Origin of the sequence: Duganella sp. CY15W, from assembly GCF_009857555.1 — a bacterium.
Taxonomy (GTDB): Bacteria; Pseudomonadota; Gammaproteobacteria; order Burkholderiales; family Burkholderiaceae_D; genus Rugamonas; species Rugamonas sacchari.
This window is the reverse complement of record NZ_WWCQ01000006.1, coordinates 15,993-41,181: the sequence shown is the minus strand read 5'-3', so window position 1 is coordinate 41,181 and position 25,189 is coordinate 15,993. Positions and strand designations below refer to the sequence as shown.

Below are 25,189 nucleotides of genomic sequence, written 5' to 3'. Positions count from 1 at the left end.
TCAAAACATTGCCTAACTCAAAACCACTATGACCACTTCCAAACGCATCCTGCTGTCCTTCATCGGCCTGCTCGCCGCCGCCGTGCTGCTGATGGCGGCCTACACCTGGGCCATGCTGCACGTCTCCTATTCCGAAGGCGAACGCGCCGGCTACCTGCAAAAATTCTCCACCCGCGGCTGGGTGTGCAAAACCTGGGAAGGCGAAATCTTGCTGACCTCGATGCCGGGCGCGATTCCCGAGAAATTCGAATTCAGCGTGCGCGACGAACAAGTGGCCAAAGACCTCACCGCCGCCACCGGCAAGCGCGTGATCCTGAGCTACGCCCAGCATAAAGGCGTGCCCACCCAGTGTTTTGGCGAGACGGAATACTACGTCACCAAAGTCGTAACCCAGCAGTAACCCCTACGCAAAACACGTACTGAAAAACAGCAAATATTGATTTCCAGTAGACTTGTTCTTTTGCTGGAAATCAAGTTATATGAAACACATCATTTGTGGCCTGCTGGCGCTGGCAGCGGGCGCCGTGTCCGCCCAGGAAGTGACCGGCTATGCGGGCGCGCTGCACGTCAACCAAGCGCAAGAGAACAGCTTCAGCGCCGGCGTCTCCTACTCCCACCCGGTAGGCCAGCACTTCGCGCTGAGCCTGAGCTACCTCAACGAAGGCCACCCGACCGACCACCACCGCGACGGCGTCGCCGGGCAGATCTGGGTCCGCACCGGCTACAACCAGCCCGGCTGGACCTTCGGCGCAGGGGCCGGCCAGTACTACTACTTCGACACCACCGAGTTGCACAATCCGGTCGGCACCCAGTACACCAACGACCACGGCTGGGCCGCGATCTACAGCCTGCAGGCGACCTACCACTATCCCGACAGCCGCTGGTACAACCAGGTACAGCTCAACCGCATCTCACCGACCGGCAAAGACGCGACCACCGCGCTGATGCTGGGCGTGGGCTACCAGTTCAACGGCGTCAAAGGCGACAAACTGCATGTGCAAGATGCAAGCGCCGACGAAGCAGTGACCATCATGGCGGGCCAGGGCATCAACAACAGCCTGGACTCGGAGCGCGCCACGATCGCGGCGATAGAATACCGGCGCGCAGTGAGCCGCTACATCGACTGGACAGTCACCGCCATCAACGAAGGCAACACCGCGCAAAGCAAGCGCAACGGCATCGCCACACAGCTGTGGCTGATCCGATCACTGAATGAGAAAGTCGAGCTGGGGATGGGCGCAGGCCCCTACTTCACGGCCAAGGTGCCGGATGCGGAAGGCCAGCGCTCCCACAAAGCCGGCCTGGTGAGCATCGCCGGCCGCTACCACCTAGCCAAGCGCGTAGTGGCGGAAGCCGCCTGGAACCGCGTCGTCACCGACTACCACCGCGACGCCGACCTGCTCCTCATCGGCCTCGGCTACAGCTTCTAAACTCCGGGGTCAGGTCCGTCATTTCTACACGAGCTCTGCCGTAGTCACGTGACTACGACAGAGCTCGTGTAGAAATGACGGACCTGACCCCGGATTGTTAGCGGGCGCGCCAGACGGCTTGGGTAGCGTCGGCTGACGGCGATTGGCGGGCGGCTTCTTTGCGGGCGCGGGCGTCGTCCAGCGTGGCGATCACTGGGCTGTTGTCGGCGGCCAGGGCGGCTTCGGCGGCGACTTTGGCTTCGACGGCGGCCAGTACTTTCTGGGCGGCGGCCAGGCGGCGGGTTTCCAGTGCCAGCAGCTGTTGCTTGGTGGCGGTCATCGCGGCTGTGGTGTCGGCGACTTTGCGTTGCATCGCGGCGTGGGCTTGTGCCGCTTCCAGCAAGGCTTTCTGCGCGGCGGCTTTGTCGGCGGCGGCTTGGGCGGCGGCCTGCTCTGCTTGCTCGCGTTCTTGCATCAGCGCGGTTTCGGCCTGCTCATCGTCGGCGCGCTGGCGGGCGCTGGCGGCGACGTTTTTCTCGGCTTCCAGCCGGCCGGCAATCGCTTGCGATGCGCGCGCTTCCGATGCCGTGGTGATGCGCTGCTGGGTCAACTTCTGGTCGATCAGCGCCAGCGATTTGCGTTCGGCTTCGACGAATTCACGTTCTGCCTGCAGCAACTCTGCTGCCTTGGCGGCTTTTTCCTGTTCGGTACGGGCGCGCTCGGCGTGCACCACGCCCAGCTCGACCGCCAGGCTCGCTTGCACCGCCAACGCTTGCGCGGCGATGGCTTTCTGTTCCGCTTCTGCCGATACCTGCTGCGCCATCACGCGCGCGGCTTCGGTTTCACGCTCGGCCGCTGCGGTGAGACGTTGCTCGGCTTCCTGTTGCTGGCGGAACGCCGCAGTCTGGGCGCGCTCGGCGGCGACGCGCTGCTGCGCGGCTTCGGTGGCGCGCTGTTCGGCGTCCAGTTTTTCTTTCAGCGAGATGATGGCTGACTGCTCGGCGGCCGTGCGCTCCTGCTCGGCCTTGAGCAGTGCGGCAGCCTGTTCTGCACGCTGTGCGGCAACGGTATTGGCGGCGTTTTGCGCTTCGACGTGCTGGGCCAGCGTGGCGACGGCTTGTTGTTCGGCGGCGTTCTGGCTGGCGGCCAGTTCGGCAGCGGCCTGCGACAGTGCGGCACGCTCGCTGGCCAGCACGGCAGCGCGCTGCTGCTCCAGGCTATCCACGCGTGCAGCTTCGGCGGCGATGTCATCGGCGGCCTTGCGCAGCTTGGCCTGTTGCAGCGCGGCGGATTCGGCCTCGACTTTGGCATGGGTGGCGATCTCGGCCTCTTCTTCCGCTTGCACCCGCGCCTGGGCGACGGCGCGCAGCTGGTTGTCGACTTCGATACGCGCTTCGGTCGCGGCCAGGATGCGTGCATCGGCTTCGCGGCGCGCCTGCGCGCTGGCGGCGGCAACGGCTTCCAGGCGTTCGCGGTGGATGGCCGCGTCGCGGATTTCTTTTTCGGTTTGCAGGCGCAGGCGCAGCGATTGCGCAGCGCTGTGTTCGGATTCGGCCTTAGCCAGCGCGATCTGTTCACGCTCCTGTTCCAGGTGCGCCAGCGCGCGGGCTTCTTCGAGCGCGCGCACTTCGGCGGCAGAACGGTTGAACGCCGATTCCAGCGCGATCTGGTCCGCACGTTCGCGCTGCTTGGTCAGTTCCAGCGCTTCCGCTTCCGCTTCGGCCAGCTGCTGCGCGGTCTGGCGTGCAGCATGGGCGTGACGTTCACGTTCGCGCGCCAGCGTGGCGACACGCGCATCGGCCGAGGCGATCCCCACCACTTCATCCTTGGCGGCCTGGACGGCAGCGACGCGCTCCGCGGCCTGCAGGCGCGCCTGCTCGGTCTGGACTTGCAGTTCTTCTGCCGCGCGCGAAGCTTGCTGTGCCAGCTCGGCTTCGGTGGCCATGTGTTCCTGCGCGCGCTTGCGGTTTTCGCCTTCGGCCTTGGCGCGTTCTTCGGCGGCCTGGCGGATCTGGTTGTCCGCTTCGGCGCGGGCGCGCAGTTCGGCGGTTTCCTGTTTGACGGCATCCAGACGCGCGACGCTGGCCTGCGCCGCCGCGCGCAGCGATTCCAGCCGCTCTTTGTTGGCAACGATCGCCTCTTCCGAGACCTGGGCATTTTGCAGCGCGACCGCCGCCGCTGCCGCATCCATGGCAGCGCGGTCGTCCGCCAGCGCCCGGGCGCGCGCTTCGGCATGCGCGCGGCTTTCGGCGGCGCAGGCGGCCTTGGCTTCCGCTTCGACGCGCGCGATGGCTTCCTGGATGGCTTTCATTTCCATTGCCGCACGCGGCAGCTGGGCCGGGCTGACGTCCTCGGTCTCATGCAGTGACAGCATGGGCAGCGGCAGCAAGTCGTGGTCGGTTGCGCGGTCTTGTTTGTCCAGTTGTGCTTGCATGAGAATTCTCGCTAGAAAAGGATTTCTGAGCACTCATTATCATGTAGCAACCAGACAAGCCTAGCCGCAAGCAGACACGGAAAACCCCGCTATTTCTTAGATTGGCAGCGGCGGCTCGTCCATGAGCGCGACCTGCTCGCGCAGCTCCAGGATGCGATCCTGCCAGTAGCGCTGGGTGTTAAACCATGGGAAAGCCGCCGGGAAGGCCGGGTCGTCCCAGCGACGCGCCAGCCAGGCCGAATAGTGAATCAGCCGCAGCGTCCGCAAGGCCTCGACCAGATGCATCTGGCGCGGATTGAATTCGCAAAAGTCTTCGTAGCCGGCCAGGATGTCGCCCATCTGGCGCACCTGTTCGGCACGCTCGCCGGACAGCATCATCCACAAATCCTGGATGGCCGGTCCCATGCGGGCATCGTCAAAGTCGACAAAATGGGGGCCGGCATCGGTCCACAGAACATTGCCGCCATGGCAATCGCCGTGCAGACGCAGCTGCGGCAACGCTCCTGCCCGGTCGTAGCTGCGGCGCACCCCATCCAGCGCCTGCTGGGCGATGGCGGCATAGGAGGCTTTCAAGTCCAGGGGGATAAAGTCGTTCGCCTGCAGGAATTCGCACGGCTCGGTGCCGAAGGTGTCGATATCGAGCGCGGGACGATGCTGAAATGCCCGCGCCGCGCCCACCGCATGGATGCGGCCGATATAGCGCCCGGTCCATTCCAGCACGGACGGGTCGCTCAATTCCGGCGCCCGGCCGCCATGGCGCGTGAATACGGCAAAGCGAAAGCCGTTGAACTGGTGCAGCGTGCTGCCATGCAGCGCCAGCGCCGGCACGACGGGGATCTCGGCCGCCACCAGCTCCTGCGTGAACGCATGCTCTTCGAGGATGGCTTCGTCGCTCCAGCGGCCGGGACGATAGAACTTCACTACCAGCGGCTTGTCGTCTTCGATGCCGACCTGGTAGACACGGTTTTCATAGCTATTCAGCGCCAGCAGGCGGCCATCGCCGCGCAGCCCGATGCTGTCGAGGGCGTCGAGCACACAATCGGGGCTCAACGCGGAATAAGGGTGTTGGACTGTCATAAGCGCCATTGTACGGGGCGCGGCGTGTATACTGTCGGCTTCCACCAAATAAAAAGAGCACGCTATGCAACTCGATCAGCCCTTGAGCGAAAAAGAATTCGACGAACTGGACAGCTTCCTGCTGTCCGACCGCACGCCAGAAGATGCGATGACCATGGACATGCTGCATGGCTATCTGACGGCCATCGCCATCGGCCCGGAATCCATCATGCCATCCGAATGGCTGAAGAAAGTCTGGGGCAAGGAAGACACCGACATCCCGTCCTTCAAACACGAGAAGGAAGAGCAGCGCATCATCCACCTCATCATGCGCTTCATGAACGAAGTGCTGGTGACGTTTGAAGTGGCGCCGAAAGAATTCGAGCCGCTGTTCGTCGAGCACGAGCACGAAGGCCAGACCCTGATCAACGCCGAAGCCTGGTGCTGGGGCTTCTATGAAGGCATGGACCTGCGTCCAGGCTCGTGGCAGCCGATCTGGGATTCGGAAGTGGCCGACCTCATGCGCCCTGTGTATCTGCTGGGCGCGGACGAAATCGAAGAGGAGGAACTGGCGCTGGTAGAAGATCCGGTCAAGGCCCACAAGCTGGCGCTGGAACTGGAAGCCAACCTGCCCAACATCTACAAGTTCTGGCTGCCACGCCGCAAGGCCGCCGTGGAAACCGTCAAGCGCGAAGAACCAAAGGTTGGCCGCAATGACGACTGCCCATGCGGCAGCGGCAAGAAGTTCAAGAAGTGCCACGGCGCCGAGTCCGCCGAATGATGGCGCGCGCGGCGCTGTTGCTGACACTGGCCTGCCTGACTGCAAACCTCGCCGCGCAAACCGAACTGCTGACGGACCGTACCACGGCGGCCACGCAGGCCGCCGATGCTACGCTGCTGCAAAATCTGGACCGCAAGGTCTGGACCGCCGGCAGCTTCCACTCCGGCAAAAACACCTTGCCCTACCGGCTGCTGCCGCCAGCCACGGTTGATGGCGCCAAACGCTACCCGCTGGTGATCGTCCTGCATGGCTCCGGCGGCATCGGCCACGACAACCTGAGCCAGCTGGGCGCATTGGCCCTGTCGTGGTCCGCCCCGGATATCCGCGCCAGCTTTCCCGCATACGTCCTGGCGCCGCAATTCCCCGAACGCAGCGCCAACTACCAGCGCTCCGCGGCCGACGGCCTGCTGGCCGCCAGTCCCGGCCCGAACCTCCCCACGCTGACCGCGCTGGTGGACGATCTGCGCCAGCGCTACCCCATCGACGCCAAACGCATCTACATCACCGGCTTTTCGATGGGCGCCTCGGCCGCGACGCAAGCCCTGTTGCAACGGCCGAGCATGTTTGCTGCCGCCGCAGCTTTCTCTGGCGTGCCGCCCGAACGCAGCGCCGCTGCGCGGCTCGCCACCACGCCGCTGCTGATCGTGCATGGCACCGCCGACCGCGACAACCCTATCGCGCCCGACCGCGCCATGGTCGCCGCCTTGCAGCGCCAGCCAGGCGCCAGGGTCCGCTTGCTGGAATATCAGGGCATGCCGCACCAGGTGCCGGACGATATGCTGTTGTCCAAAGCCTGGCGAGTGTGGCTGTTCGCCCAATGACAGAGGCGTCAAGGCACTTTCTAAAGTAGAATTTAGGCATCTTTTTGCAGAATGCCTATGTTCCCGTTCAAGCTGCCCACCACCGCGACTGCGCCGTTCTGTCCTTCCGAAGTCGCGGGCACCGTCGCGGTGCCGGAAAGCGATCCCTTCTGGAAGAAAGTCCTGCGCTTTGCCGGCCCCGGCCTGCTGGTGTCGGTCGGCTATATGGACCCGGGCAACTGGGCCACAGCGATTCAGGGCGGTTCGCAGTTCGGTTATCAGCTGCTGTTTGTGGTGGTGCTATCCAGCCTGGCGGCGATTGTGCTGCAATGTCTGAGCATGCGGCTGGGCATCGTCACCGGCAAGGACCTGGCGGTGCATTGCCGCGAACAATATCCGCCCGCAGTCGGCAAGGCGCTGTGGGGCTTCGCTGAAATTTCCATCATTGCCTGCGATCTGGCCGAAGTGCTGGGCTGTGCGCTCGCGTTCAAACTGTTGCTGGGCGTGTCGCTCCCGGTCGGCGTGGCGCTGACCGCGCTGGATACGCTGATTGTGCTCGGCCTCAAAGGCAAAGGCTTCCGCCAGGTCGAGGCGATTGTGCTGGGCCTGATCCTGACGGTCGCCATCTGTCTGTTGGCCGAACTGGTTTTCGTGCAGCCGGACTGGCACGCCGTGGCCGCCGGCCTCGTCCCATCCATCACCACACTGTCGCAGCGCGAGCCGCTGTACCTGGCCATCGGCATCCTGGGCGCCACCGTAATGCCGCATAACCTCTACCTGCATTCGTCGGTGGTGCAGACACGTGTGGTCGCAAAACAGGACAGCGCCAAACGCCAGGCCATCAACCTGTCGCGCATCGATACGATTGTGTCGCTGCTGCTGGCCTTGCTGATCAACGGCGCCATCCTGGTGCTGGCGGCGGCCGCGTTCTACCAGCCGGGCAATGACCGCGTGCTCGACATCGACGACGCCTACCGCCTGCTGGAGCCGGTCGCCGGCACGGCGTTGGCCGCCATTCTGTTTGGCCTGGCCTTGCTGGCGTCGGGCCAAAGCTCCACCTTCACCGGCACCATTGCAGGGCAAGTCATCATGGAAGGCTTTCTGAAAATGAAGATTCCGTGCTGGCAGCGGCGTGCCATCACGCGCGGCCTGGCGCTGGTGCCGGCCATGATCGGCGTGCTGGTGCTGGGCGAGCATTCGGTCGGCAAGCTGCTGGTGCTGAGCCAGGTAGTGTTGAGCATGCAACTGCCGTTTGCCATGTATCCGCTGGTGAGCCTGACCTCGCAGCAACGCATCATGGGCAACTTCGTCAACGCCTGGTGGACCATGGCGCTGTCGTGGTGCCTGTTTGCGATCATCTCCGCCGCCAATGCCTGGCTGGTGTGGCAGGCGTTCGCCTGATGCGCCCGGCCGTCAGATTGCAGCCGCCGCCGGCCAGCGCCGGCACGCTGCCGGCCAATATCGGCGCCGGGCTGTTGTCCTCGGTCGTGATGCTGTGCTACGCGCTCAGCTATGCGGCGCTGATCTTCAGCGGCGACCTGGCGCAGTACCAGCACGCGGGTGTGCTGGTCACGCTCATGAGCTGCGTGGTGGCGGCGTCGGTGATTGCACTGTGCAGCTCGATCAAGTTTTCCATCGGCGGACCGGATGGCAACTCGGCCGCCATCCTGGCCGGCATGGCCAGCGGCATGGCGGCGGACATGGCGGTGCCGAGCGGCGGGCATGACCTGCTGATGACACTGCTGGCGGCTTTGGCGCTGAGCTCACTGGTCAGCGGCGCGCTGCTGTATGGGCTGGGCGCGGCCAGAGGCAGCACGCTGATTCAGTTCCTGCCGTATCCGGTGATGGGAGGCTACCTGGCGGGCACGGGCTATCTGCTGCTGGCAGGCTCGTTCCGTGTGCTGACCGGCGAGAATCTGCACTGGTCGCACCTGGGCGCGCTGGGTGAACTGTCGTGGCTGGCCTGGCTGCCAGCTGTGGTGGTGTGCGCCGTGCTGCTGACCGGCGCGCGCTACATCAGGCGCTTCACGCTGGTGGTCCCCATCGGCATCGGCTCGGGCTTGCTGGTGTTCTTTGCGGGACTGGCCCTGACCGGCATGACGCCCGAACGCGCACGCCATCTGGGCCTGCTGTTTGAAAGCGTGCCGCTCTCGGCGCTGCAATTGCCGATGTCGCTGCCGCCAGGGCAGATCGACTGGGCCGTCATAGCCCACCACCTGCCGGAATTTTTTGTGGTGGCAGCCGTCTCCGCGCTGACCATCCTGCTCAACGCCACGGGCGCCGGCCTGGCTTGCCAGCAGGATCCCGACCTGAACCAGGAGATGCGCGCGGCGGGCCTGGCGAATCTGCTATGCGGCGCGCTGGGCGGGATCGTCGGCTACCAGTCGCTGAGCCGCACGCTGCTCAACCGCCGCGCGGGCGCCTCCGGCCGCAGCAGTGGCCTGGCGGCTGCGGCGGGCTGCCTCATCGTCATCGCCCTCTTTCCCGGCCTGATCGGCTGGATGCCCAAGTCCGTGCTGGTCGGCCTGCAACTGTATATCGGCATCGGCCTGATCCGCGAATGGCTGGTCAATTCCTACCGCAAGCTGGGACGCGCTGAATACCTGCTGATTCCGCTGATCGTGGTGGTGATCGCCGTGTATGGCGTGGTGTCCGGCGTTGGGCTGGGCATCATTGCCGCCTGCGTGCTGTTTGTGGTCAAGTATGGCCGCATCAGCGTGATCCGCAGCGAGTTTGACGGCCGCACATTCAGCTCCAACGTCGAGCGCTCGATGGCGGATACGGCGCTGCTGCGCGAGCATGGCGAACAGGTCGTTGGCGCCAGCCTGCACGGCTTCCTATTCTTCGCCACCGCCAATTCGATTTTGCAGCATGTGCGCGCACGGCTGACGGCTGGCGTGGCGCCGCACTTTGTCGTGCTGGACTTCCGCCGCATCGACGGCCTGGACGCTTCCACCTCCGTGAGCTTCATGAAGCTGCGGCAGATCAGCGATACCGCAGGTGTCACGCTGGTGCTGACCGCCCTGCCGGCCGACGCGCGTCAGCTGCTTGCCCGCGCGGGCATGTTCAGCAACACCGTGCAGGACTTCGGCAGCCTGGACGCGGGCATGGAATGGATAGAGGAACAGATCCTGGCGACTTTCCCGCATCAGCAAGGCACGGCGGCCGGGCTGCAGACCCACTTCACGCGTGCTGCGCTGGCGCGGCTTAATGCGCAGCTGGTGCCGCGCCAGCTGGCGGCGGGCGAACTGCTGTTCACGCGTGGCGATCCTGGCGATGCCGTCTACATCGTCGAATACGGCCGCGTCACCGTCTCGCTGCCGATGACCAACGGCGACGCCCTGCGCCTGCGCTCCTTCGGCGCCGGCACCATCGTCGGCGAGATGGCGCTGTACACCCAGAATCCCCGCAGCGCCGACGTCCGCGCTGATGTGCCAACCCTGGTGCGCAGCCTATCGCTGGCAGCCCTGCAACGCATGGAAGCGGAAGACGGCGACACCGCCCAGCAATTCCACCGCTACGTCGTCAACACGCTGGCCTCACGCCTCGCCATCACCAACGAAACCATCCGCGCCGCTTACTGAGCTGGACCTTCCTCAATACTCCACAGCAATCTTCAACATATAACAGTAGCTCCTATTTTTTCAAAAAAGGGGTCATCATGAAGACTGCTCTTTTTGTCATGTACCTGTCCGGCTGCGCGCAGGCTGCGTGGGCGGCCCCAATCACGATCCAATGCCCACAGACCATCAGCGTTCAACAAACAACCGATGCGCGGAATGACGAATGGGAACCCATCGCCGACGAGGGCCTGACAGCGCCCTCACTTGTCAGCATCGCGGTCTACGTCGGTCATCCAGGCGAAGCCGGTACGCTTGTCCCTGACCAGACGATCAACTCTACTGCAGGCGAGACAACAATCTGGCATCTTGCTCCGGACTCGCGCCCCTATTGGGTAGCCTGCATTTACAACAACTCACGTCTGTTGCTGGGAAAAAGAATCCCTGACAGTGCCGGACAATGCTATTTGAAAGAGGCGCTGCGGGGGAAAAAGAAAAACGGCGTCATCTCTTTCGAGTGCGAATGAGCGCTTGGCTGCCTTGGGCCATGCATCGCGTAAAATAGATGCCCCATCAAGGAAGGGCTTATGTCGAAAGAAGTATCAAACAAGCTGCCGCCGCGTATTGTGCTGTCGCCGGAGGAAGCGGCGGCCAAGAAGCTGGCGCTGGAGGCGCGCGATGCGCAGGTGCGTGGGGTGGCGTCGATTCACGCGATGCGTGAGCAGATCAAGCAGGCCTCACGCAGCCTGCCGGTCATCCAGGAAGTGCCGCGCGTGCGGGCCATGGATGCGGCGGCATTCCGCGAGCGCGCTGCGCAGGGTTTGCCGTTTCTGATCGAGGGCATCGTCGGCCGCTGGCCACTGACCGCGCAAGCGCCCGGCATTCTGCGCGAGCAGTACAGCCATCTGCACGTGCGCGCCCGTGTTGGCGATTACATCGGCACCGCGTTTGCCGCCGACCGCGCGATGGCCGACATGACGATGGCCGAATATCTCGACCTGGCCGCCGCCACGGAAGGCCTGCCGCCCTATCTCGGCAACCTGGAACTGCGCGAGCTGAACCGCATGTGCCACTGGCCCTCGTATTTCGACAAGATGGGACCGCCCCGCTTCTGGATCGGCCCGGCCGGCACGGTGACGCCGCTGCACTGCGATTACGACGACAATATCTTCGCCCAGATCTGGGGCACCAAGCGCATCTTCCTGTCGCCACCGCACCACGACGAATTCATCTATCCGCGTGAAGCGAACCCGATCCTGTTTGGCTCTCCGTTCGATCCGGAGGCGCCGGACTACACTCAGTTTCCGCTGGCCCGCCAGGCCACGATGATCGAAGTCATCGTGCATCCTGGCGACATGCTGTATGTGCCGGCCGGCTGGTACCACCAGGTGCGCGCGCTGACGTTCTCGCTGTCGTCCAACCGCTGGGCCAGAGGCGTGCCCTTCGTGTTGCGTGGGCTTTAATCCGGGATCAACTCAGCCGGCACGTTGTACACAAAGGCCTTGCTGTCGAACATGACTTTCCAGGTCTTGCCCTCCACCGGCACGCCGTACTGCGATCCTTTGACGGAAACGGTGAGCGGACCTGGCTGGGCACTCACCACGGGCGCGGTGGTGTAGCTCCAGCGCACGCGCTCACAGCGGCGCGGCTCGTTGTCCGAGAGCGCCTCGGCACTCATGACGTCTTCATCCGATGCGTTCTCCGGCAGGTTCTCGTATTGCGTCATCTGCTTCTGCCACGATTCATGCTCGGCATTGGCCTGCGCACAATCCCCCGGATCAGATTCCGCCGACGCCTTGAAATTGGCCAGCACTGCAATCGTGTCGCCGTGCGGCGCCAGCATGACGTTGTTGACGCTCACCCGGTCCTGCTTGGGATTGGAGGCATCCTGGGTCTTGATCACCCAGGCCCAGGTATTTTCCGACAAGGCCTCAAAGCGCACTCTTTCCGGCGTCACGGGTACCGGACTGTCGTAGCGGTGCGGATCGCTGATTTCCACCAGGCCGTCGCCGCCCTTGCCGTCCGAACGGATCTGGAACACGCCATAAAAACTGCTCTGGCTGGCGCCGAGGCCGGTGCCGCTCACGGCAAAGTACAGCTCGTCGCTGGCGCCCACCGCTTCAATGCGCGCCTGCTGGATCACGCGCACCAGGAAGGGCTGGTTGTTTTCATCCACGTACACCCAGCCTTTTTTCTCGGGCGAGTACTTGCCGTAGTTGCGGGTCATGGACTCGTCGATAGAAGCGGTCTCGTCAATCTTGACCAGTACCGGCCCTTTATTGGCCTTGTAGAAGGCTGCCACGACCAGCAGTATCGCCAGCACGCCAAGCGTTGCCAGCGCATACAGCACATAGCGTCCCCAGCGGGGTTTCTTTTTGACCGGCGGCGGTTCGGCGGGAAGGACGGGCGGAGAGGGTTCCAGGATATCGGACATGGTTTCGCAAATAAATATTGGTAAGTTGATATTTGCGAAATGATAATTCCAAAAAGAAAATCGCGGCGCGCGATTCAGGGCCTCTGCACAAACGCCGCCACATCCTCCAGGGCCGGCGATAGCCAGCGCAGCGGCGTGGCAAAGGTCGCGATCAGCGTGGTATGGCTCACCTTGTCGTAGTACAGCTCCTGCACCGGTACGTGCTGTGCGCGCAGCGCAGCCGCCAGATGGGCCGTGTTACGCGTGGGATTGACCAGCTTGTCGCTACGCGCCGCGATCAGCAACGCTGGCGGACTGGCCGCAGTGACGTGATGGATGGGCTGCGACTCAGGCGGCGTGGCAGGGAAGTGAAACACCGGTTTGGTGGTCGGATTTTCGATCGGCAGGAAATCATACGGCCCGGCCAAGCCGATCCAGCCGCGCAGTGCGGATGGCGTCATGCCCTGCTCCGCCAGCCAGCGGCCGTCCAGCGCGATCATGGCAGCGTTGTAGGCGCCCGCGCTGTGGCCCATGACGAACAGGCGTTGCGGATCGCCGCCATAATGCCCGGCCTCGCGGTGCGCCCATGCCACCGCTTGCGCCGCATCTTTTAGAAAGTCCGGATAGCTCACTTCGGGATACAGCCGGTAATCGGCAATCACGGTGACGATGCCACGCGAAGCCAGCGCACGGCCGACAAACGCATAGTCTTCGCGCTCACCCGCGACCCAGTTACCGCCGTAGAAAAACACCACCACCGGCGCGGCGCCGTGCGCATCACGGGGCTGGTAGACGTCCAGCTTGCGGCGCGGGCCGTCGCCGTAAGCCAGATTGGCCGTGCGTTCAGACGCCGTGCCAGGCGTGAGGGCATTCAGCGCGGTGAGCGGCGAACAGGCAGCCAGTACCGCCAGCAACAGCGGCACTGCAGCCAGCAGCAGGATGGAAGACCGTGTCATGGCGGCGAAGGAGGCGGTTTAAGATGCCCTACTGTAGACCTGCGTCTGCAGCTTCACCGTGCGCCACAGCACCACCGATGCGCTAGTGAGTTAGTGTTTCGCAGTCCAGCGCCGCAGCATGAAGCCGCCGCCGGGCATGCCACGGCACATCGGTCCTTCCGACGACTCCAGCAGCTTGAAACCGTCGGCAGTCCACAGCCATTGATCGAAGCTGCCGCAATCGGCCAGCCCGCGCCCCTTGGCAAAGGAGCTCAATACGCCTTTGTCGAACGAAGGCTCGATCAGCATATCGTCGGGCTGGCCGCCGCTGACGGTCGGCAGCACGACGCGCACCGCCTTGTACGGCGACTTGTCGCTCACACGCCAGATGCCATACGACGCCTGATAAGCACCACGTGTGCATTCACGGAACACCAGCACTTCGCTGGCGGACAGCCGGTAGATTTCGCTGTTGCGGCGTTCGTCCGCGTTGGGCGCATCGGCATCGCAGTCCGCATCGCGCAGCACTTTCAGGATCGCCGGCAGCAGCTTCTGGTCGCTGTCGCGCGACGCCAGCACAGGCGCCGCACGCAGCACGGGCGCAGGCAGCGCGGCAGGTACGGCGCTGGCCGGCTTGAGGCCCGGACGCGCCAGCGCGGTCACGCTCAGCACACGCCCCTGCACATCATCGATCTTGAGCAGCGCCGCCTTCATGCCGGCCAGCGACAGTTCCCACTGATGTTTGTTATCGGTGACGATGGCGCTGTCGGCCTCCTTCATGGCCGGCAGCAGGCGCGCGATCTGTTCCGCGCTCAGCGTCCCATCCTGCTTGATGCCACTCACGGCCACCTTGCCGACACGGATGCTGTACGGTCCGGTGCTGTCCTGCTCCGACTGCGCATCGATACGCACCGTGACCGGTGCATTGCCGCCCGCATCGCGCGCCAGCCACATGGTCACCGGCAGCTCGGCGTCTTCACGCTGATAGCCGACCGCCTCGCAATGCCGCGTGTTGTCGCACGAGACAGCCCAGTCGCCATAGGAAAACTGCTGCGCCGACGCGCCAAGAGAGGTCAAGGCGCCCAGCGCCAGCAGTAGCGCCTTCATCACAGCTTGATGAAGTGCTCGCGGTAGTACTTCAGTTCTTCGATCGACTCGACGATGTCGGCCAGCGCGGTGTGCTTCTGCGCTTTCTTGAAGCCGCTGACCATCTCCGGCTTCCAGCGCTTGCCCAGTTCCTTGAGCGTCGACACGTCGATATTCCGGTAGTGGAAGAACGCTTCCAGCTTCGGCATGTAGCGCACCATGAAGCGGCGGTCCTGGCCGATGGTGTTGCCGCACATCGGCGCTTTGCCTTTTGGCACCCACAGCTTCATGAACTTGATCAGCTCTTCTTCTGCATGGGCTTCGGTCACGGTCGACGCTTTGACGCGGTCCACCAGGCCCGAGCGGCCGTGCGTGCCCTTGTTCCAGGCATCCATTTTGTCCAGGGTTTCATCCGACTGGTGGATGGCAAACACCGGGCCTTCGGCCAGCACGTTCAGGTGCATATCGGTGATGACCATGGCCACTTCGATAATACGGTCGGTGTCCGGCTCCAGGCCGGTCATTTCCATATCAACCCACACCAGATTGAACTCGTTCTGGCGCGGCGTCGCAGGAACAGCGGCGGAACCCTCTGGCAAATCAGTAGCTTGTGACATAATTCTCTTCTCTTGGCTAAATTAATCCGAATCTGCCATTTTCTCACAGGCACAGAATGTATTCACTCGCGTTTTCGATTTTGTTCGTATCTTTCATCATTTTGACGCTGCTGGTCCGCTTTTGGCTGGCCTCGCGCCATATCCGCCATGTGCTGGCCCATCGCAGCGCCGTCCCCGCGGAATTTGCAGAAAAGATACCGCTCGCCGCCCACCAGAAGGCCGCGGACTACACCATCGCGCGCACCAAGTACGGCCTGCTGACGCTGATGGTCAACACCTTGCTGCTGATCGGCTTTACGCTGCTGGGCGGCCTGCAGTGGCTGTCGGTACAGATCTTCAACCTCACCGGCCCCGGCATGGGCTACCAGCTAGCGCTGCTGGCAGCATTTGCCGCCATCTCTGGCCTGATCGACCTGCCGTTCGACTATTACAAGCAGTTCGGTCTGGAGCAGCATTTCGGTTTTAACAAGATGGGGAAAGGCCTGTTCTTCAAGGATCTGGCGATCTCGACCGCCATTGGCGCTGCGCTGGGCCTGCCGCTGGCGTGGGTGATTCTGACCCTGATGGCGCAAGCGGGCGACCTGTGGTGGATCTACGCGTGGCTGGTCTGGACCGGCTTCCAGCTGCTGATGATGGCGCTGGCGCCCAATCTGATCCTGCCGCTGTTTAACAAATTTACGCCGCTGGAAGACGAGGCGCTCAAAAGCCGCATTGAAGGCCTGGTGGCGCGCGTGGGCTTTGCCTCGCGCGGCCTGTTTGTGATGGACGGCTCCAAGCGCAGCGCGCATGGCAATGCCTACTTCTCCGGTTTTGGCGCAACCAAGCGCATCGTGTTTTTCGACACCCTGCTGGCGCGCCTGCAACCGCAGGAAATCGAAGCAGTGCTGGCGCACGAGCTGGGCCACTTCAAGCTCAAGCACATCATCAAGCGCCTGGCGATGATCTTTGCGCTGTCGCTGGCGTTCATGGCCATGCTGGGCTACCTCAAGGTACAGCCCTGGTTTTACGACGGCCTCGGCATCAATCCGCTGACGCTGCCAGGCCAGGCCAACGACGCCATGGCGCTGCTGCTGTTCATGCTGGTGCTGCCGGTATTCACCTTCCTGTTCGCGCCGCTGGCGTCGATCGGCTCGCGCAAGCATGAGTTTGAAGCGGACGCCTTCGCCGCCAAATACACCGACGCGCGCGACCTGGTGTCGGCGCTGGTCAAAATGTATGAAGACAATGCCTCGACACTGACGCCCGACCCGCTGCATTCGGCGTTTTACGACTCGCACCCGCCGGCCAGCGTCCGCATCCGTCAACTGAATCTGGCGGCACAATGAGCGAGAAACGTACCGCCACCATCATCGCCGCCCATGGCCGCCACTACCTGGCCGAGTCGGACGGCCTCAAGCTGCAATGCGTCACGCGTGGCAAAAAGACCAATGTTGCCGTTGGCGACATCGTCCACATTACGCTGACCTCGGCCGACCAGGGCGTGATCGACAAGATCGAAGAGCGCAAAACCCTGCTGTACCGCTCGGACCAGTACAAGTCCAAGCTGCTGGCCGCCAATTTGACGCAGCTGTTCATCGTGGTCGCCACCGAACCCGGCTTCACCGACGACCTGGTGTCGCGCGCGCTGGTGGCGGCGGAAGCGGCCGGCATCAAGGCCCACCTGATCCTCAACAAGACCGACGTCGCCGCCGCGCTGCCACGCACGCGCGAACGCGTGGCGCCGTACGCGGCGCTGGGCTATCCGGTGCACGAAGTGTCGGCCACGGCCCAGCCGGAAGACACGATTGCCACGCTGCGCCCGCTGCTGGCGGGCCAATCGTCAATCCTGATCGGCCAGTCGGGCATGGGCAAGTCCTCGTTGATCAACCTGCTGGTGCCGGAAGCGGACATTGCCACGCGCGAAATTTCCGCCGCGCTCGACACCGGCAAGCACACCACCACCTTTACCCGGCTGTACACGCTGCCGGACCTGGGACCGGAATCGGCCATCATCGATTCGCCGGGCTTCCAGGAGTTCGGCCTCTACCACCTGAGCGAGGGCATGCTGGAACGCGCCTTTGTCGAGTTTGAACCCTACCTCGGCCATTGCAAGTTCTACAACTGCCGTCACCTGATCGAACCGCAGTGCGCGGTATTGGCGGCCGTCGAGGAAGGCAAGATCGCCAAAATGCGCCACACTTTGTATGCACAGCTCTTGCATGAATCATCACAGACACTGTATTAAAAATAAGTTTTAGGGCTATAATGCCCTGAGGCAATTTCCGCGCGTTTCCATCAGCAGCCCAGCCCCAGCTGCGGCGCGCGGTACAAGGAAGGTATGTGATGGACATGTTTGCGCTGGATGACGCGTTGGCCGATTGGGAGGCAGCCCTGCCGCCCTTGCGTGGTGCTGCGCGGCTGCCGATGCTATTGCCGCTGGCATGGCATCTGCGCCAGCGCGACACGCCGCGCGCGCTGGACCTGGCCAGCGAAGGCATGGCGCTGCTGCCCGCCGCCGGCCTTCCCGACGCCGATGCGCAGGCGATCGCCGCGCGCTTCCTGCTGGTGCAGGCGGAAGGCAACTGGCTGGCCGGCAAACTGGACGCCGCCGACAAACAGGCGGCTGATGCCTGTGCCACTTTCACCACACTCAACAACGCTATCGGCCGCGCCGACGCCCACTGGCTGCGCGCCTGGGTCGCCATCGACGGCGGCAACCATCCGCGCGCGGAAACCGAACTCGAATCCATGGCCGCCGCCTCGCGCGAAGCCGGCGACACACAACGCTGCGCCATTGCCGATGCCGTCAACGCGCGCTGGAGCGTGTTGCATGACCTGCCCAGCGCACAGCAGCGCTGGGCACAGCGCTTCAGCAAGGACGACGAGGCGCTGCAGACTGTCGCCAGCTGGGTCTACGATTACTACGGTCTGGCCGCCAGCCAGGCCAGCGATTTCGGCGGCGCCGCCGCGCACTACCTGCGCTGCTATGAAGCCGCGCTGGAAACCGGCCAGCTGCGCATGGCCATCACCGCCGCCATCAATATCGGCCTGGATTTCACGCTGCTCAACGACCACCACGCAGCGCTGGAATGGATGGAAAGCGCGCTCGATCTGGCACGGCCTACCGGTTGGCCGCGCAGCATCGGCGCCTGCCTGATGCACACGGCCGACACCATGCGCCGCCTGGGGCGGCTGGAGGCGACCGGTGAGCTGCTGCAGGAAGCCTTGCAGATACTGACGCCGTTGTCGGGTGCGCGCAGCTACGCCACCGCCCTGCACTATCTGGGCGACCTGTCGCTCGACAAAGGCGACTACACCGCCGCGCTGGACGCCTTCCGCAAGCTGGAAGCGCGCGGCGAGGCGCTGCGCCACGCCGACTTCCAGAGCGTAGCCCGGCGCGGCCAGGCGCACGCACTGTGCTTCCTCGACCGTCCACAGGAGGCGATGGCGATGGCCGAACAGGCGGCCTACCTCGCGCAGCAGCAGGCCGACCGCTACAACCAGGTGGCGGCACTGCGCGTGATGTCGCTGATCCATCTGCGCCACCAGTTGCCAACACCGCTCGGCATGACCGAACCTAACGCCACCCTGCACTTCCTGCACAAGGCGCTCGCGGTGGCGGGCCACATCAATGGCTACACGCTGCCCGCTGACCTGCATGAAGCGCTGGCGCGCGAGTACGCGCAGATCGGCGACTACCAGAAAGCCTACGCATCGGCGCAGCAGGCGGCAGCAGCACGCGAGAAGACCCACAGCCAGGACGCCACCAACCGCGCCATCGCCATGCAGGTACAGCACCAGACCGAAAACGCCCGCGCCGAAGGCCACCATCACCGCGAGCTGGCGGCATCGGAAGCGCGCCGCGTGCAGGTGCTGCAGCAGACCACGTCCACGCTGGAGCGCCTGTCGGCAATTGGCCAGGAAATCACCACCCACCTCGATGCCGACGCCGTGTTCAAGGCGCTGGATCGCCACGTGCAGGCGCTGCTGCCGGCCAATTCGATGGCGGTCTACATCTGCGACCCGGGCTGCGACACCATCAGCCGCGTGTTCGGCATGGAGAATGGCCAGCCGCTGGCCAACAACACCATTGAAATCGCCAACCCGCGCGCCAACGCCGCCCGCAGCCTGCGCGAACGCCAGGAGATTTACGTCGCTGATGCCGGCCCGGAAGACATCTTCCTCGCGCCGGGCACGCAGCTCATGACCAGCGCCCTGTACGTGCCGCTGCTGGTGGGCGAACGCACGCTGGGCGTGATGACCGTGCAAAGCAGGCAGCGCAACGCCTACGGCGAACGCGAACGCCTGATCTTCCGCACGCTGTGCGCCTATGGCGCCATCGCTTTGGATAACGCCGAAGCCTATCGCCAGCTCAAGGACGCGCAAACCCAGCTGGTATCGCAGGAAAAGCTGGCCGCGCTGGGCGCGCTGATGGCGGGCGTGGCGCACGAGCTGAATACGCCGATCGGCAACAGCCTGCTGATCGCCTCCACGCTCAAGCAAAAGTCCGAAGAACTGGAAGCGCAGATGAATGGTCCCGGCCTGAAACGTTCATCGCTGGCCACCTATCTGGAAGACGCGCGCAAGGCCCATGAGCTGGTGATGCGTGGCCTGAACAGCGCCGCCAACCTGGTCAACAGCTTCAAGCAGGTGGCGGTCGACCGCACCACAGAGCAGCGCCGCATGTTCAATCTGGCGCAGGTGTCGCATGAAGTCATCGCCACCATGATGAACCGCATCCGCGGCTCCAATCACCGCATCGAGATCGAGGTGCCGGAAGCGATTTCGCTGGACAGCTATCCGGGGCCGTATGGCCAGGTCATCGCCAACTTCATCAACAACGCGCTGCTGCATGCGTTCACGCGTGAACGCAGCGGCAGCATGTGGCTGCGCGCGCAATCGCCGGTGGATGGCCGCGTAGTAGTAACCTTCCGCGACAATGGCGGCGGCATCGCGCCGGAGCACATGTCGCGCATCTTCGACCCGTTCTTCACCACCAAGCTGGGGCAAGGCGGCAGCGGCCTGGGACTGTCGATCAGCTACAACATCATCACCTCGCTGATGGGCGGCCTGATTACGGTACACAGTTCGCGCGATGGCACCACGTTCACGCTGGACCTGCCGCTGACCGCACCGGAACACAAGCAGTCAGCCACCACGCAGATCTACCACTGACCCATGCAGATACTGTGCATCCTGCCCGCCGCTGATCACGACCCGACCGAGAGCGCCGTGCTGTGGCATGCGCTGACGCAGGCCGGCATCAACGTACAGTTCACCACGCCCGCCGGCGCGCCCGGCCACGCCGACCGCCGCCTGACCGACATCGGTTTCGGCCTGCTGAATCCCTTCCTGATGACACGCAAGCCGGCGCTGGCCCGCTATCGCGCCATGGCCGCTTCGCCCGCCTTCAACGCGCCGCTGCCTTACGACCAGGTTGATCCGGCCGGCTACGATGGCCTGATGATCCCGGGCGGCCACGCGCAGGGCGTCAGGAGCATGCTGGAATCGGCGCACGCACAGGCGATCTGCCTGGCCTTCTTCGAGGCCGACAAACCGGTGGCCGCGGTCTGCCACGGTGTGCTACTGGCGGCGCGCGCCCGCGATCCGCACACCGGCAAGTCAGTGCTATATGGCCGCAAGACCACTGCCCTGCCGCCGTCGATGGAGCTGAGCGCCTGGCTGCTGACCAGGCTGTGGCTGGGCGGCTACTACCGCACCTACCAGGAAACTGTGCGCGCCGAAGTGCGCCGTGCCCTGCTCAGTCCCGAGGATTTCGACGACGGTCCGCTGCTCTCCAGGCGCGACAGCGAAGCGCATCCCGGCCATGGTTTCATTGTCAAGGATGGCAACTACCTGTCCGGCCGCTGGCCCGGCGACTGCCACCGTCTCGCCAGCGCGTTTGTGCAGCACCTGCAGCGCACCGTGGCACCTGTATAGACAGCATAATCTGCGGCGATTAGCCCTATTCGCCGAATTGCCTTTATAATTGATCGGCTAAGCTTCAGCCATCTGTCAGTTGTCATTATGCCCATGCAAAAACCGATCAAGCATTACCTGCAGTTTTCCGACCTCTCGCTGGAAGAGTATGAATACGTGATTGAACGCGCGCATATCATCAAGCGCAAGTTCAAGAATTACGAGATCTACCACCCGATGATCGACCGTACCCTGGTCATGGTGTTCGACAAGAACTCGACCCGTACCCGCCTGTCCTTCGAGGCCGGCATGCACCAGCTGGGCGGCGCTGCTATCTATCTCAACACCCGCGACTCGCAACTGGGGCGCGGCGAACCGGTCGAAGACGCCGGCCAGGTCATGTCGCGCATGTGCGACATCATCATGGTGCGTACCTTTGGCCAGGACATCATCGAGCGTTTCGCCGCCAATTCGCGCGTGCCGGTGATTAATGGCCTGACCAATGAACATCACCCATGCCAGGTATTCGCCGACATCTTCACCTACATCGAACACCGCGGCTCGATCAGCGGCAAGACGGTGGCGTGGGTAGGTGACGCCAACAACATGCTGTACTCCTGGCTGCAGGCGGCCGAGGTATTCGGCTTCCACGTCAACGTCTCCACGCCGCACGGCTACGAGATGGACATGTCGCTGGTTTCCACCGACCGTTTCACCTTGTTCGCCAACCCGTCGGACGCCTGCGAGGGCGCGCACCTGGTCAACACCGACGTCTGGACCAGCATGGGCTACGAAGAGGAAAACGCCGCCCGTCTGAAAGCCTTCGACGGCTGGATCGTGGACAGCACCAAGATGGCGCGCGCCGCGCCGGACGCCCTGTTCATGCACTGCCTGCCCGCGCACCGCGGCGAGGAAGTCTCGGCGGACGTCATCGACGGCCCGCAATCGGTGGTCTGGGACGAGGCGGAAAACCGCCTGCACATCCAGAAAGCGCTGATCGAGTACCTGCTGCTCGGCCGTCTGGACGGCAAATAAAGAACACTTCACACACACTTTGGAACTAGCATGAGCGACATTAAAAAAGTAGTCCTCGCCTACTCGGGCGGCCTCGATACCTCGGTCATTCTCAAATGGCTGCAGGATAACTACCAATGCGAAATCGTCACCTTCACCGCCGACCTGGGTCAGGGTGAAGAGCTGGAACCTGCACGCGCCAAGGCGCTGAAGTTCGGCATCAAGCCAGAGAACATCTACATCGATGACGTGCGTGAAGAATTCGTCCGCGACTTCGTCTTCCCGATGTTCCGCGCCAATACCGTGTACGAAGGCGAATACCTGCTGGGCACCTCGATCGCGCGTCCGCTGATCGCCAAGCGCCTGATCGACATTGCCAACCAAACCGGCGCCGACGCCATCTCGCACGGCGCCACCGGCAAGGGCAATGACCAGGTACGTTTCGAACTGGGCGCCTACGCGCTGAAACCGGGCGTGAAAGTGATCGCGCCATGGCGTGAATGGGATCTGCTGTCGCGTGAAAAACTGCTCAAGTACGCGGAAGACGCCGGCATCGCTATCGACATGAAACACAAGAACGGCGGCGCGCCGTACTCGATGGACGCCAACCTGCTGCACATCTCGTTCGAAGGCCGCCACCTGGAAAACCCAAGCGCCGAAGCCGAAGAATCGATGTGGCGCTGGACCGTCAGCCCTGAGCAGGCGCCCAACGAAGCCGAATACCTGGACATCGAATACGAAAAAGGTGACATCGTTGCGCTGAACGGCGTGCGCCTCTCGCCAGCCGCAGTGCTGACCGAACTGAATCGCCTGGGCGGCAAGCATGGCATCGGCCGTCTGGACCTGGTGGAAAACCGCTACGTCGGCATGAAGTCGCGCGGCTGCTACGAAACCCCAGGCGGCACCATCATGCTGCGCGCGCACCGCGCCATCGAATCGATCACGCTGGACCGCGAAGTCGCCCACCTCAAGGACGACCTGATGCCACGCTACGCTTCGCTGATCTACAACGGCTACTGGTGGGCGCCAGAGCGCGTCGCGCTGCAGACCCTGATCGACCACACCCAGGCCACCGTCAACGGCTGGGTGCGCGTCAAGCTGTACAAGGGCAATGTGATCGTGGTGTCGCGCGACTCCAAGACCGACTCCCTGTTTGATATGAACATCGCCACCTTCGACGAAGACGGCGGCGCCTACAACCAGGCCGACGCCGGCGGCTTCATCAAACTGAATGCGCTGCGCATGCGGATCGCCGCCAACGCACGCCTGAAGCGCGGCCAGTAATCCACGCTTCGCGTCACCGCATCAATGGCCGCTCGCTGAGCGGCCATTTTTTTGATACATTGCTTCCACGCCCTGATCGAGAGTGGAGCAACCATGCTTAAGAACCTCAGTATCAAGAAAAAACTCGCCACGGGATTTGGCGCCATCGTCGCCATCATCGTCATCCTGCTGGCCATGGCCTACAATAATTTCACCCGGCTTTCCACCGCCAGCGGGTGGGACCGGCATACGCTGGAAGTGCTGCTGGAGGCGAACCAGATCGAAACCGCCATCGTCCAGATCCAGAGCTCCACGCGCGGCTTTCTGCTGACCGGCGATGAAAACATCGCCAGCCAGATCGCCGCCGAAGAAGAGACCATGCGCCACCATCTGGCCGAGGTCACGCGGCTCACGTCGGACAACGCCAACCAGCAAGCGCGCCTCAAGCGCCTGACGCCCTTCCTCAACAGCTGGCTCGACAAGGTCGTCAATCCGCAGCTGGAAAAACGCCGTACCGGTGCACCGCAAGGCGCCGCCGCTGCCGATGTGCTGAACGGCACCCGCACCATCAGCGAAGCGCGGCGCATGATCAAGGAAATCACCGACGAGGAAGACCGCCTGCTGGCGGAACGCAGCCGCACCTCCGCCAACCTGTCGGACGCCATGATGCTGCTGCTGGTGCTGGGCGGCGGCGTCTGCACCGTGCTGGCGCTCATCATCGGCGCCATCCTGCTGCAGGCGCTGGGCGGGCCAATCGGCCGGTTGGCCGCAGTGGTTGACCGCATCGCCCACGGCGAGCAAGACGCACGCGTGGAAGTCAGTTCGCGCGATGAACTGGGCCAGGTATCCATCGCCTTCAATCAGATGGCGCAAGCGATCCAGGACAGCCTGGAGAAGGAACTGGCTGCCTCCGGCCTGCTCAAGTCCAAGGTCGATTCGCTGCTGGGGGTGGTCAGCAGGGCCGCATCGGGCGACCTGACCGGCAAGATCGAAGTGCGCGGTGACGATGCGATTGGCCAGCTGGCCGATGGGCTGGACCGCATGTTCGACAATCTGCGCACCCTGCTCAACGATGTGCAGAAAGCCGGCATCCAGGTCACCACCTCGGCCACCGAGATTGCCGCTTCGGCCAAAGAGCAGGAGGCGACCGGCGTTGAACAGGCCCAGACCAGCATCGAGATCCTCAGCACCACCAAGGAGATTTCGGCCAACATCACGGAACTGGTCAAGACCATGGAGGAAGCCACCTCGGTGGCCGACTACACCACGCATGCCACCGCCGACGCCCAGGGCAACCTCAAACGCATGGACGGCACCATGCAGAATATGGTCACAGCCACCGACTCGATTAACGCCAAACTGGCGGCCTTGTCGGAAAAAGCTAGCAACATCAACAGCGTTCTGATTACAATTACCAAAGTGGCCGACCAGACCAACATCCTGTCGCTGAATGCCGCCATCGAAGCTGAGAAGGCTGGCGAGGCGGGACGCGGCTTCTCCGTCGTCGCCACTGAAATCCGCAGGCTGGCAGACCAAACCTCCGTCTCCACCTGGGACATCGAACAGATGCTCAAGGAAATGCAGTCCGCCGTCTCCGCCAGCGTGATGGGCATGGACAAATTCTCCGAAGAGATACGCCGCAGCGTCGGCGAAGTACGCCAGGTGACCAATCAACTGTCCGGCGTCATGGACCAGGTGCAGAAACTGGCGCCACAGTTCGATCTCGTCTTGCAGGGCATGCAGTCCCAAGCCGTCGGCGCTGCCCAGATCAATGAAACCATGATGCAGTTGAACGACGCCACCCAGCAAACCGTGGAATCGCTGAAATCGACCAGTGAAGCGGTTCACCAGTTGCAGTATGCGGCGGGCGGGCTACAAAGCAGCGTTGCCACCTTTGCGGTAGCTAGCTGAAAACCATAAAAA

The 25,189-nt window shown here is 63.4% G+C and carries 21 protein-coding genes; 15 read left to right on the top strand and 6 right to left on the bottom strand.

What is annotated here, in order from left to right:
- Positions 1-28: 28 nt before the first annotated feature.
- Together GTP58_RS24930 and GTP58_RS24925 are read left to right on the top strand one after the other, a co-directional pair.
- Positions 29-400: a hypothetical protein gene (locus GTP58_RS24930; protein ID WP_072790333.1), complete on the top strand. Its 372-nt coding sequence runs from the start codon at positions 29-31 to the stop codon at positions 398-400.
- A 79-nt stretch (positions 401-479) separates the two neighbouring features.
- The gene (locus tag GTP58_RS24925) at positions 480-1,430 is read left to right on the top strand and encodes a hypothetical protein (protein WP_229215745.1); all 951 of its coding nucleotides are present in this window, start codon (positions 480-482) and stop codon (positions 1,428-1,430) included.
- 97 nt (positions 1,431-1,527) lie between these two features.
- Here GTP58_RS24925 and GTP58_RS24920 read toward each other — a convergent pair whose 3' ends face one another.
- Together GTP58_RS24920 and GTP58_RS24915 are read right to left on the bottom strand one after the other, a co-directional pair.
- On the bottom strand, positions 1,528-3,843 hold the full coding sequence (locus GTP58_RS24920; RefSeq protein ID WP_229215744.1) for a hypothetical protein: 2,316 nt from the start codon (positions 3,841-3,843) through the stop codon (positions 1,528-1,530).
- Positions 3,844-3,939: 96 nt separating this feature from the next.
- Positions 3,940-4,920: a serine/threonine protein kinase gene (locus tag GTP58_RS24915; RefSeq protein ID WP_229215743.1), complete on the bottom strand. Its 981-nt coding sequence runs from the start codon at positions 4,918-4,920 to the stop codon at positions 3,940-3,942.
- 64 nt (positions 4,921-4,984) lie between these two features.
- Here GTP58_RS24915 and GTP58_RS24910 point away from each other — a divergent pair, with 64 nt between their 5' ends.
- The 6 genes from GTP58_RS24910 (at position 4,985) to GTP58_RS24885 (ending at position 11,503) form a co-directional block, all read left to right on the top strand.
- Positions 4,985-5,680, top strand: a complete 696-nt coding sequence (locus GTP58_RS24910; protein ID WP_161079771.1) for a UPF0149 family protein — start codon at positions 4,985-4,987, stop codon at positions 5,678-5,680.
- On the top strand, positions 5,677-6,501 hold the full coding sequence (locus tag GTP58_RS24905; RefSeq protein WP_161079770.1) for a prolyl oligopeptidase family serine peptidase: 825 nt from the start codon (positions 5,677-5,679) through the stop codon (positions 6,499-6,501). Before GTP58_RS24910 ends, GTP58_RS24905 begins: the two co-directional genes overlap by 4 nt.
- A gap of 51 nt (positions 6,502-6,552) precedes the next feature.
- Entirely contained in the window at positions 6,553-7,881 is a 1,329-nt protein-coding gene (locus GTP58_RS24900) for an Nramp family divalent metal transporter (RefSeq protein ID WP_161079769.1), read from the top strand.
- Entirely contained in the window at positions 7,881-10,064 is a 2,184-nt protein-coding gene (locus tag GTP58_RS24895; protein WP_161079768.1) for a SulP family inorganic anion transporter, read from the top strand. Before GTP58_RS24900 ends, GTP58_RS24895 begins: the two co-directional genes overlap by 1 nt.
- 77 nt (positions 10,065-10,141) lie before the next feature.
- Entirely contained in the window at positions 10,142-10,567 is a 426-nt protein-coding gene (locus GTP58_RS24890; protein ID WP_161079767.1) for an STY0301 family protein, read from the top strand.
- Positions 10,568-10,627: 60 nt separating this feature from the next.
- Positions 10,628-11,503 (top strand): cupin-like domain-containing protein, encoded by an 876-nt coding sequence (locus GTP58_RS24885; protein WP_161079766.1) that lies wholly within the window; start codon positions 10,628-10,630, stop codon positions 11,501-11,503.
- On the opposite strand, the gene GTP58_RS24880 is transcribed toward GTP58_RS24885, so the two are convergent.
- The 4 genes from GTP58_RS24880 to orn all read right to left on the bottom strand — a co-directional run bounded on the left by GTP58_RS24880 (position 11,500) and on the right by orn (position 15,091).
- Positions 11,500-12,474: a hypothetical protein gene (locus GTP58_RS24880; protein WP_161079765.1), complete on the bottom strand. Its 975-nt coding sequence runs from the start codon at positions 12,472-12,474 to the stop codon at positions 11,500-11,502. The genes GTP58_RS24885 and GTP58_RS24880 overlap by 4 nt on opposite strands.
- 74 nt (positions 12,475-12,548) lie before the next feature.
- Positions 12,549-13,409 carry an alpha/beta hydrolase gene (locus GTP58_RS24875; RefSeq protein ID WP_161079764.1) on the bottom strand — a complete coding sequence of 287 codons (861 nt, stop codon included), beginning with the start codon at positions 13,407-13,409 and terminating at the stop codon, positions 12,549-12,551.
- A gap of 90 nt (positions 13,410-13,499) precedes the next feature.
- Positions 13,500-14,495, bottom strand: coding sequence for a DUF1176 domain-containing protein (locus GTP58_RS24870; RefSeq protein WP_161079763.1), 996 nt, complete (start codon positions 14,493-14,495; stop codon positions 13,500-13,502).
- Positions 14,495-15,091: an oligoribonuclease gene (gene orn / locus GTP58_RS24865; RefSeq protein WP_202413857.1), complete on the bottom strand. Its 597-nt coding sequence runs from the start codon at positions 15,089-15,091 to the stop codon at positions 14,495-14,497. Before orn ends, GTP58_RS24870 begins: the two co-directional genes overlap by 1 nt.
- A 56-nt stretch (positions 15,092-15,147) precedes the next feature.
- On the opposite strand from orn, the gene GTP58_RS24860 reads away from it, so the two are divergent.
- The 7 genes from GTP58_RS24860 to GTP58_RS24830 all read left to right on the top strand — a co-directional run bounded on the left by GTP58_RS24860 (position 15,148) and on the right by GTP58_RS24830 (position 25,177).
- Positions 15,148-16,416: a M48 family metallopeptidase gene (locus GTP58_RS24860; protein ID WP_072790295.1), complete on the top strand. Its 1,269-nt coding sequence runs from the start codon at positions 15,148-15,150 to the stop codon at positions 16,414-16,416.
- Positions 16,413-17,315, top strand: coding sequence for a ribosome small subunit-dependent GTPase A (gene rsgA / locus GTP58_RS24855; protein ID WP_161079762.1), 903 nt, complete (start codon positions 16,413-16,415; stop codon positions 17,313-17,315). Before GTP58_RS24860 ends, rsgA begins: the two co-directional genes overlap by 4 nt.
- 98 nt (positions 17,316-17,413) lie before the next feature.
- Positions 17,414-20,245: an ATP-binding protein gene (locus tag GTP58_RS24850; protein ID WP_161080073.1), complete on the top strand. Its 2,832-nt coding sequence runs from the start codon at positions 17,414-17,416 to the stop codon at positions 20,243-20,245.
- Between the two features lie 3 nt (positions 20,246-20,248).
- Positions 20,249-21,010 carry a type 1 glutamine amidotransferase domain-containing protein gene (locus GTP58_RS24845; RefSeq protein ID WP_161079761.1) on the top strand — a complete coding sequence of 254 codons (762 nt, stop codon included), beginning with the start codon at positions 20,249-20,251 and terminating at the stop codon, positions 21,008-21,010.
- A gap of 87 nt (positions 21,011-21,097) precedes the next feature.
- A complete protein-coding gene (gene argF / locus GTP58_RS24840; RefSeq protein ID WP_072790273.1) occupies positions 21,098-22,024 on the top strand; it encodes an ornithine carbamoyltransferase in 927 nt (308 codons plus the stop codon).
- A gap of 30 nt (positions 22,025-22,054) precedes the next feature.
- The gene (locus GTP58_RS24835) at positions 22,055-23,287 is read left to right on the top strand and encodes an argininosuccinate synthase (RefSeq protein WP_161079760.1); all 1,233 of its coding nucleotides are present in this window, start codon (positions 22,055-22,057) and stop codon (positions 23,285-23,287) included.
- 93 nt (positions 23,288-23,380) lie between these two features.
- Complete coding sequence (locus tag GTP58_RS24830; RefSeq protein WP_161079759.1) at positions 23,381-25,177, top strand: methyl-accepting chemotaxis protein; 1,797 nt, start codon at positions 23,381-23,383, stop codon at positions 25,175-25,177.
- Positions 25,178-25,189 lie beyond the last annotated feature (12 nt).

Bases quoted from the DNA above. Each gene is read 5' to 3' on its own strand.
- GTP58_RS24880 (WP_161079765.1), bottom strand. From the start codon at position 12,474: ATGTCCGATATCCTGGAACCCTCTCCGCCCGTCCTTCCCGCCGAACCG.
- GTP58_RS24900 (WP_161079769.1), top strand. From the start codon at position 6,553: ATGCCTATGTTCCCGTTCAAGCTGCCCACCACCGCGACTGCGCCGTTC.
- GTP58_RS24845 (WP_161079761.1), top strand. From the start codon at position 20,249: ATGCAGATACTGTGCATCCTGCCCGCCGCTGATCACGACCCGACCGAG.
- GTP58_RS24910 (WP_161079771.1), top strand. From the start codon at position 4,985: ATGCAACTCGATCAGCCCTTGAGCGAAAAAGAATTCGACGAACTGGAC.
- GTP58_RS24905 (WP_161079770.1), top strand. From the start codon at position 5,677: ATGATGGCGCGCGCGGCGCTGTTGCTGACACTGGCCTGCCTGACTGCA.
- rsgA (WP_161079762.1), top strand. From the start codon at position 16,413: ATGAGCGAGAAACGTACCGCCACCATCATCGCCGCCCATGGCCGCCAC.
- GTP58_RS24875 (WP_161079764.1), bottom strand. From the start codon at position 13,409: ATGACACGGTCTTCCATCCTGCTGCTGGCTGCAGTGCCGCTGTTGCTG.
- GTP58_RS24850 (WP_161080073.1), top strand. From the start codon at position 17,414: ATGGACATGTTTGCGCTGGATGACGCGTTGGCCGATTGGGAGGCAGCC.
- GTP58_RS24860 (WP_072790295.1), top strand. From the start codon at position 15,148: ATGTATTCACTCGCGTTTTCGATTTTGTTCGTATCTTTCATCATTTTG.
- GTP58_RS24895 (WP_161079768.1), top strand. From the start codon at position 7,881: ATGCGCCCGGCCGTCAGATTGCAGCCGCCGCCGGCCAGCGCCGGCACG.
- GTP58_RS24930 (WP_072790333.1), top strand. From the start codon at position 29: ATGACCACTTCCAAACGCATCCTGCTGTCCTTCATCGGCCTGCTCGCC.
- GTP58_RS24925 (WP_229215745.1), top strand. From the start codon at position 480: ATGAAACACATCATTTGTGGCCTGCTGGCGCTGGCAGCGGGCGCCGTG.
- GTP58_RS24885 (WP_161079766.1), top strand. From the start codon at position 10,628: ATGTCGAAAGAAGTATCAAACAAGCTGCCGCCGCGTATTGTGCTGTCG.
- GTP58_RS24830 (WP_161079759.1), top strand. From the start codon at position 23,381: ATGCTTAAGAACCTCAGTATCAAGAAAAAACTCGCCACGGGATTTGGC.
- GTP58_RS24870 (WP_161079763.1), bottom strand. From the start codon at position 14,495: ATGAAGGCGCTACTGCTGGCGCTGGGCGCCTTGACCTCTCTTGGCGCG.
- GTP58_RS24920 (WP_229215744.1), bottom strand. From the start codon at position 3,843: ATGCAAGCACAACTGGACAAACAAGACCGCGCAACCGACCACGACTTG.
- GTP58_RS24835 (WP_161079760.1), top strand. From the start codon at position 22,055: ATGAGCGACATTAAAAAAGTAGTCCTCGCCTACTCGGGCGGCCTCGAT.
- GTP58_RS24915 (WP_229215743.1), bottom strand. From the start codon at position 4,920: ATGACAGTCCAACACCCTTATTCCGCGTTGAGCCCCGATTGTGTGCTC.
- argF (WP_072790273.1), top strand. From the start codon at position 21,098: ATGCCCATGCAAAAACCGATCAAGCATTACCTGCAGTTTTCCGACCTC.
- GTP58_RS24890 (WP_161079767.1), top strand. From the start codon at position 10,142: ATGAAGACTGCTCTTTTTGTCATGTACCTGTCCGGCTGCGCGCAGGCT.
- orn (WP_202413857.1), bottom strand. From the start codon at position 15,091: ATGTCACAAGCTACTGATTTGCCAGAGGGTTCCGCCGCTGTTCCTGCG.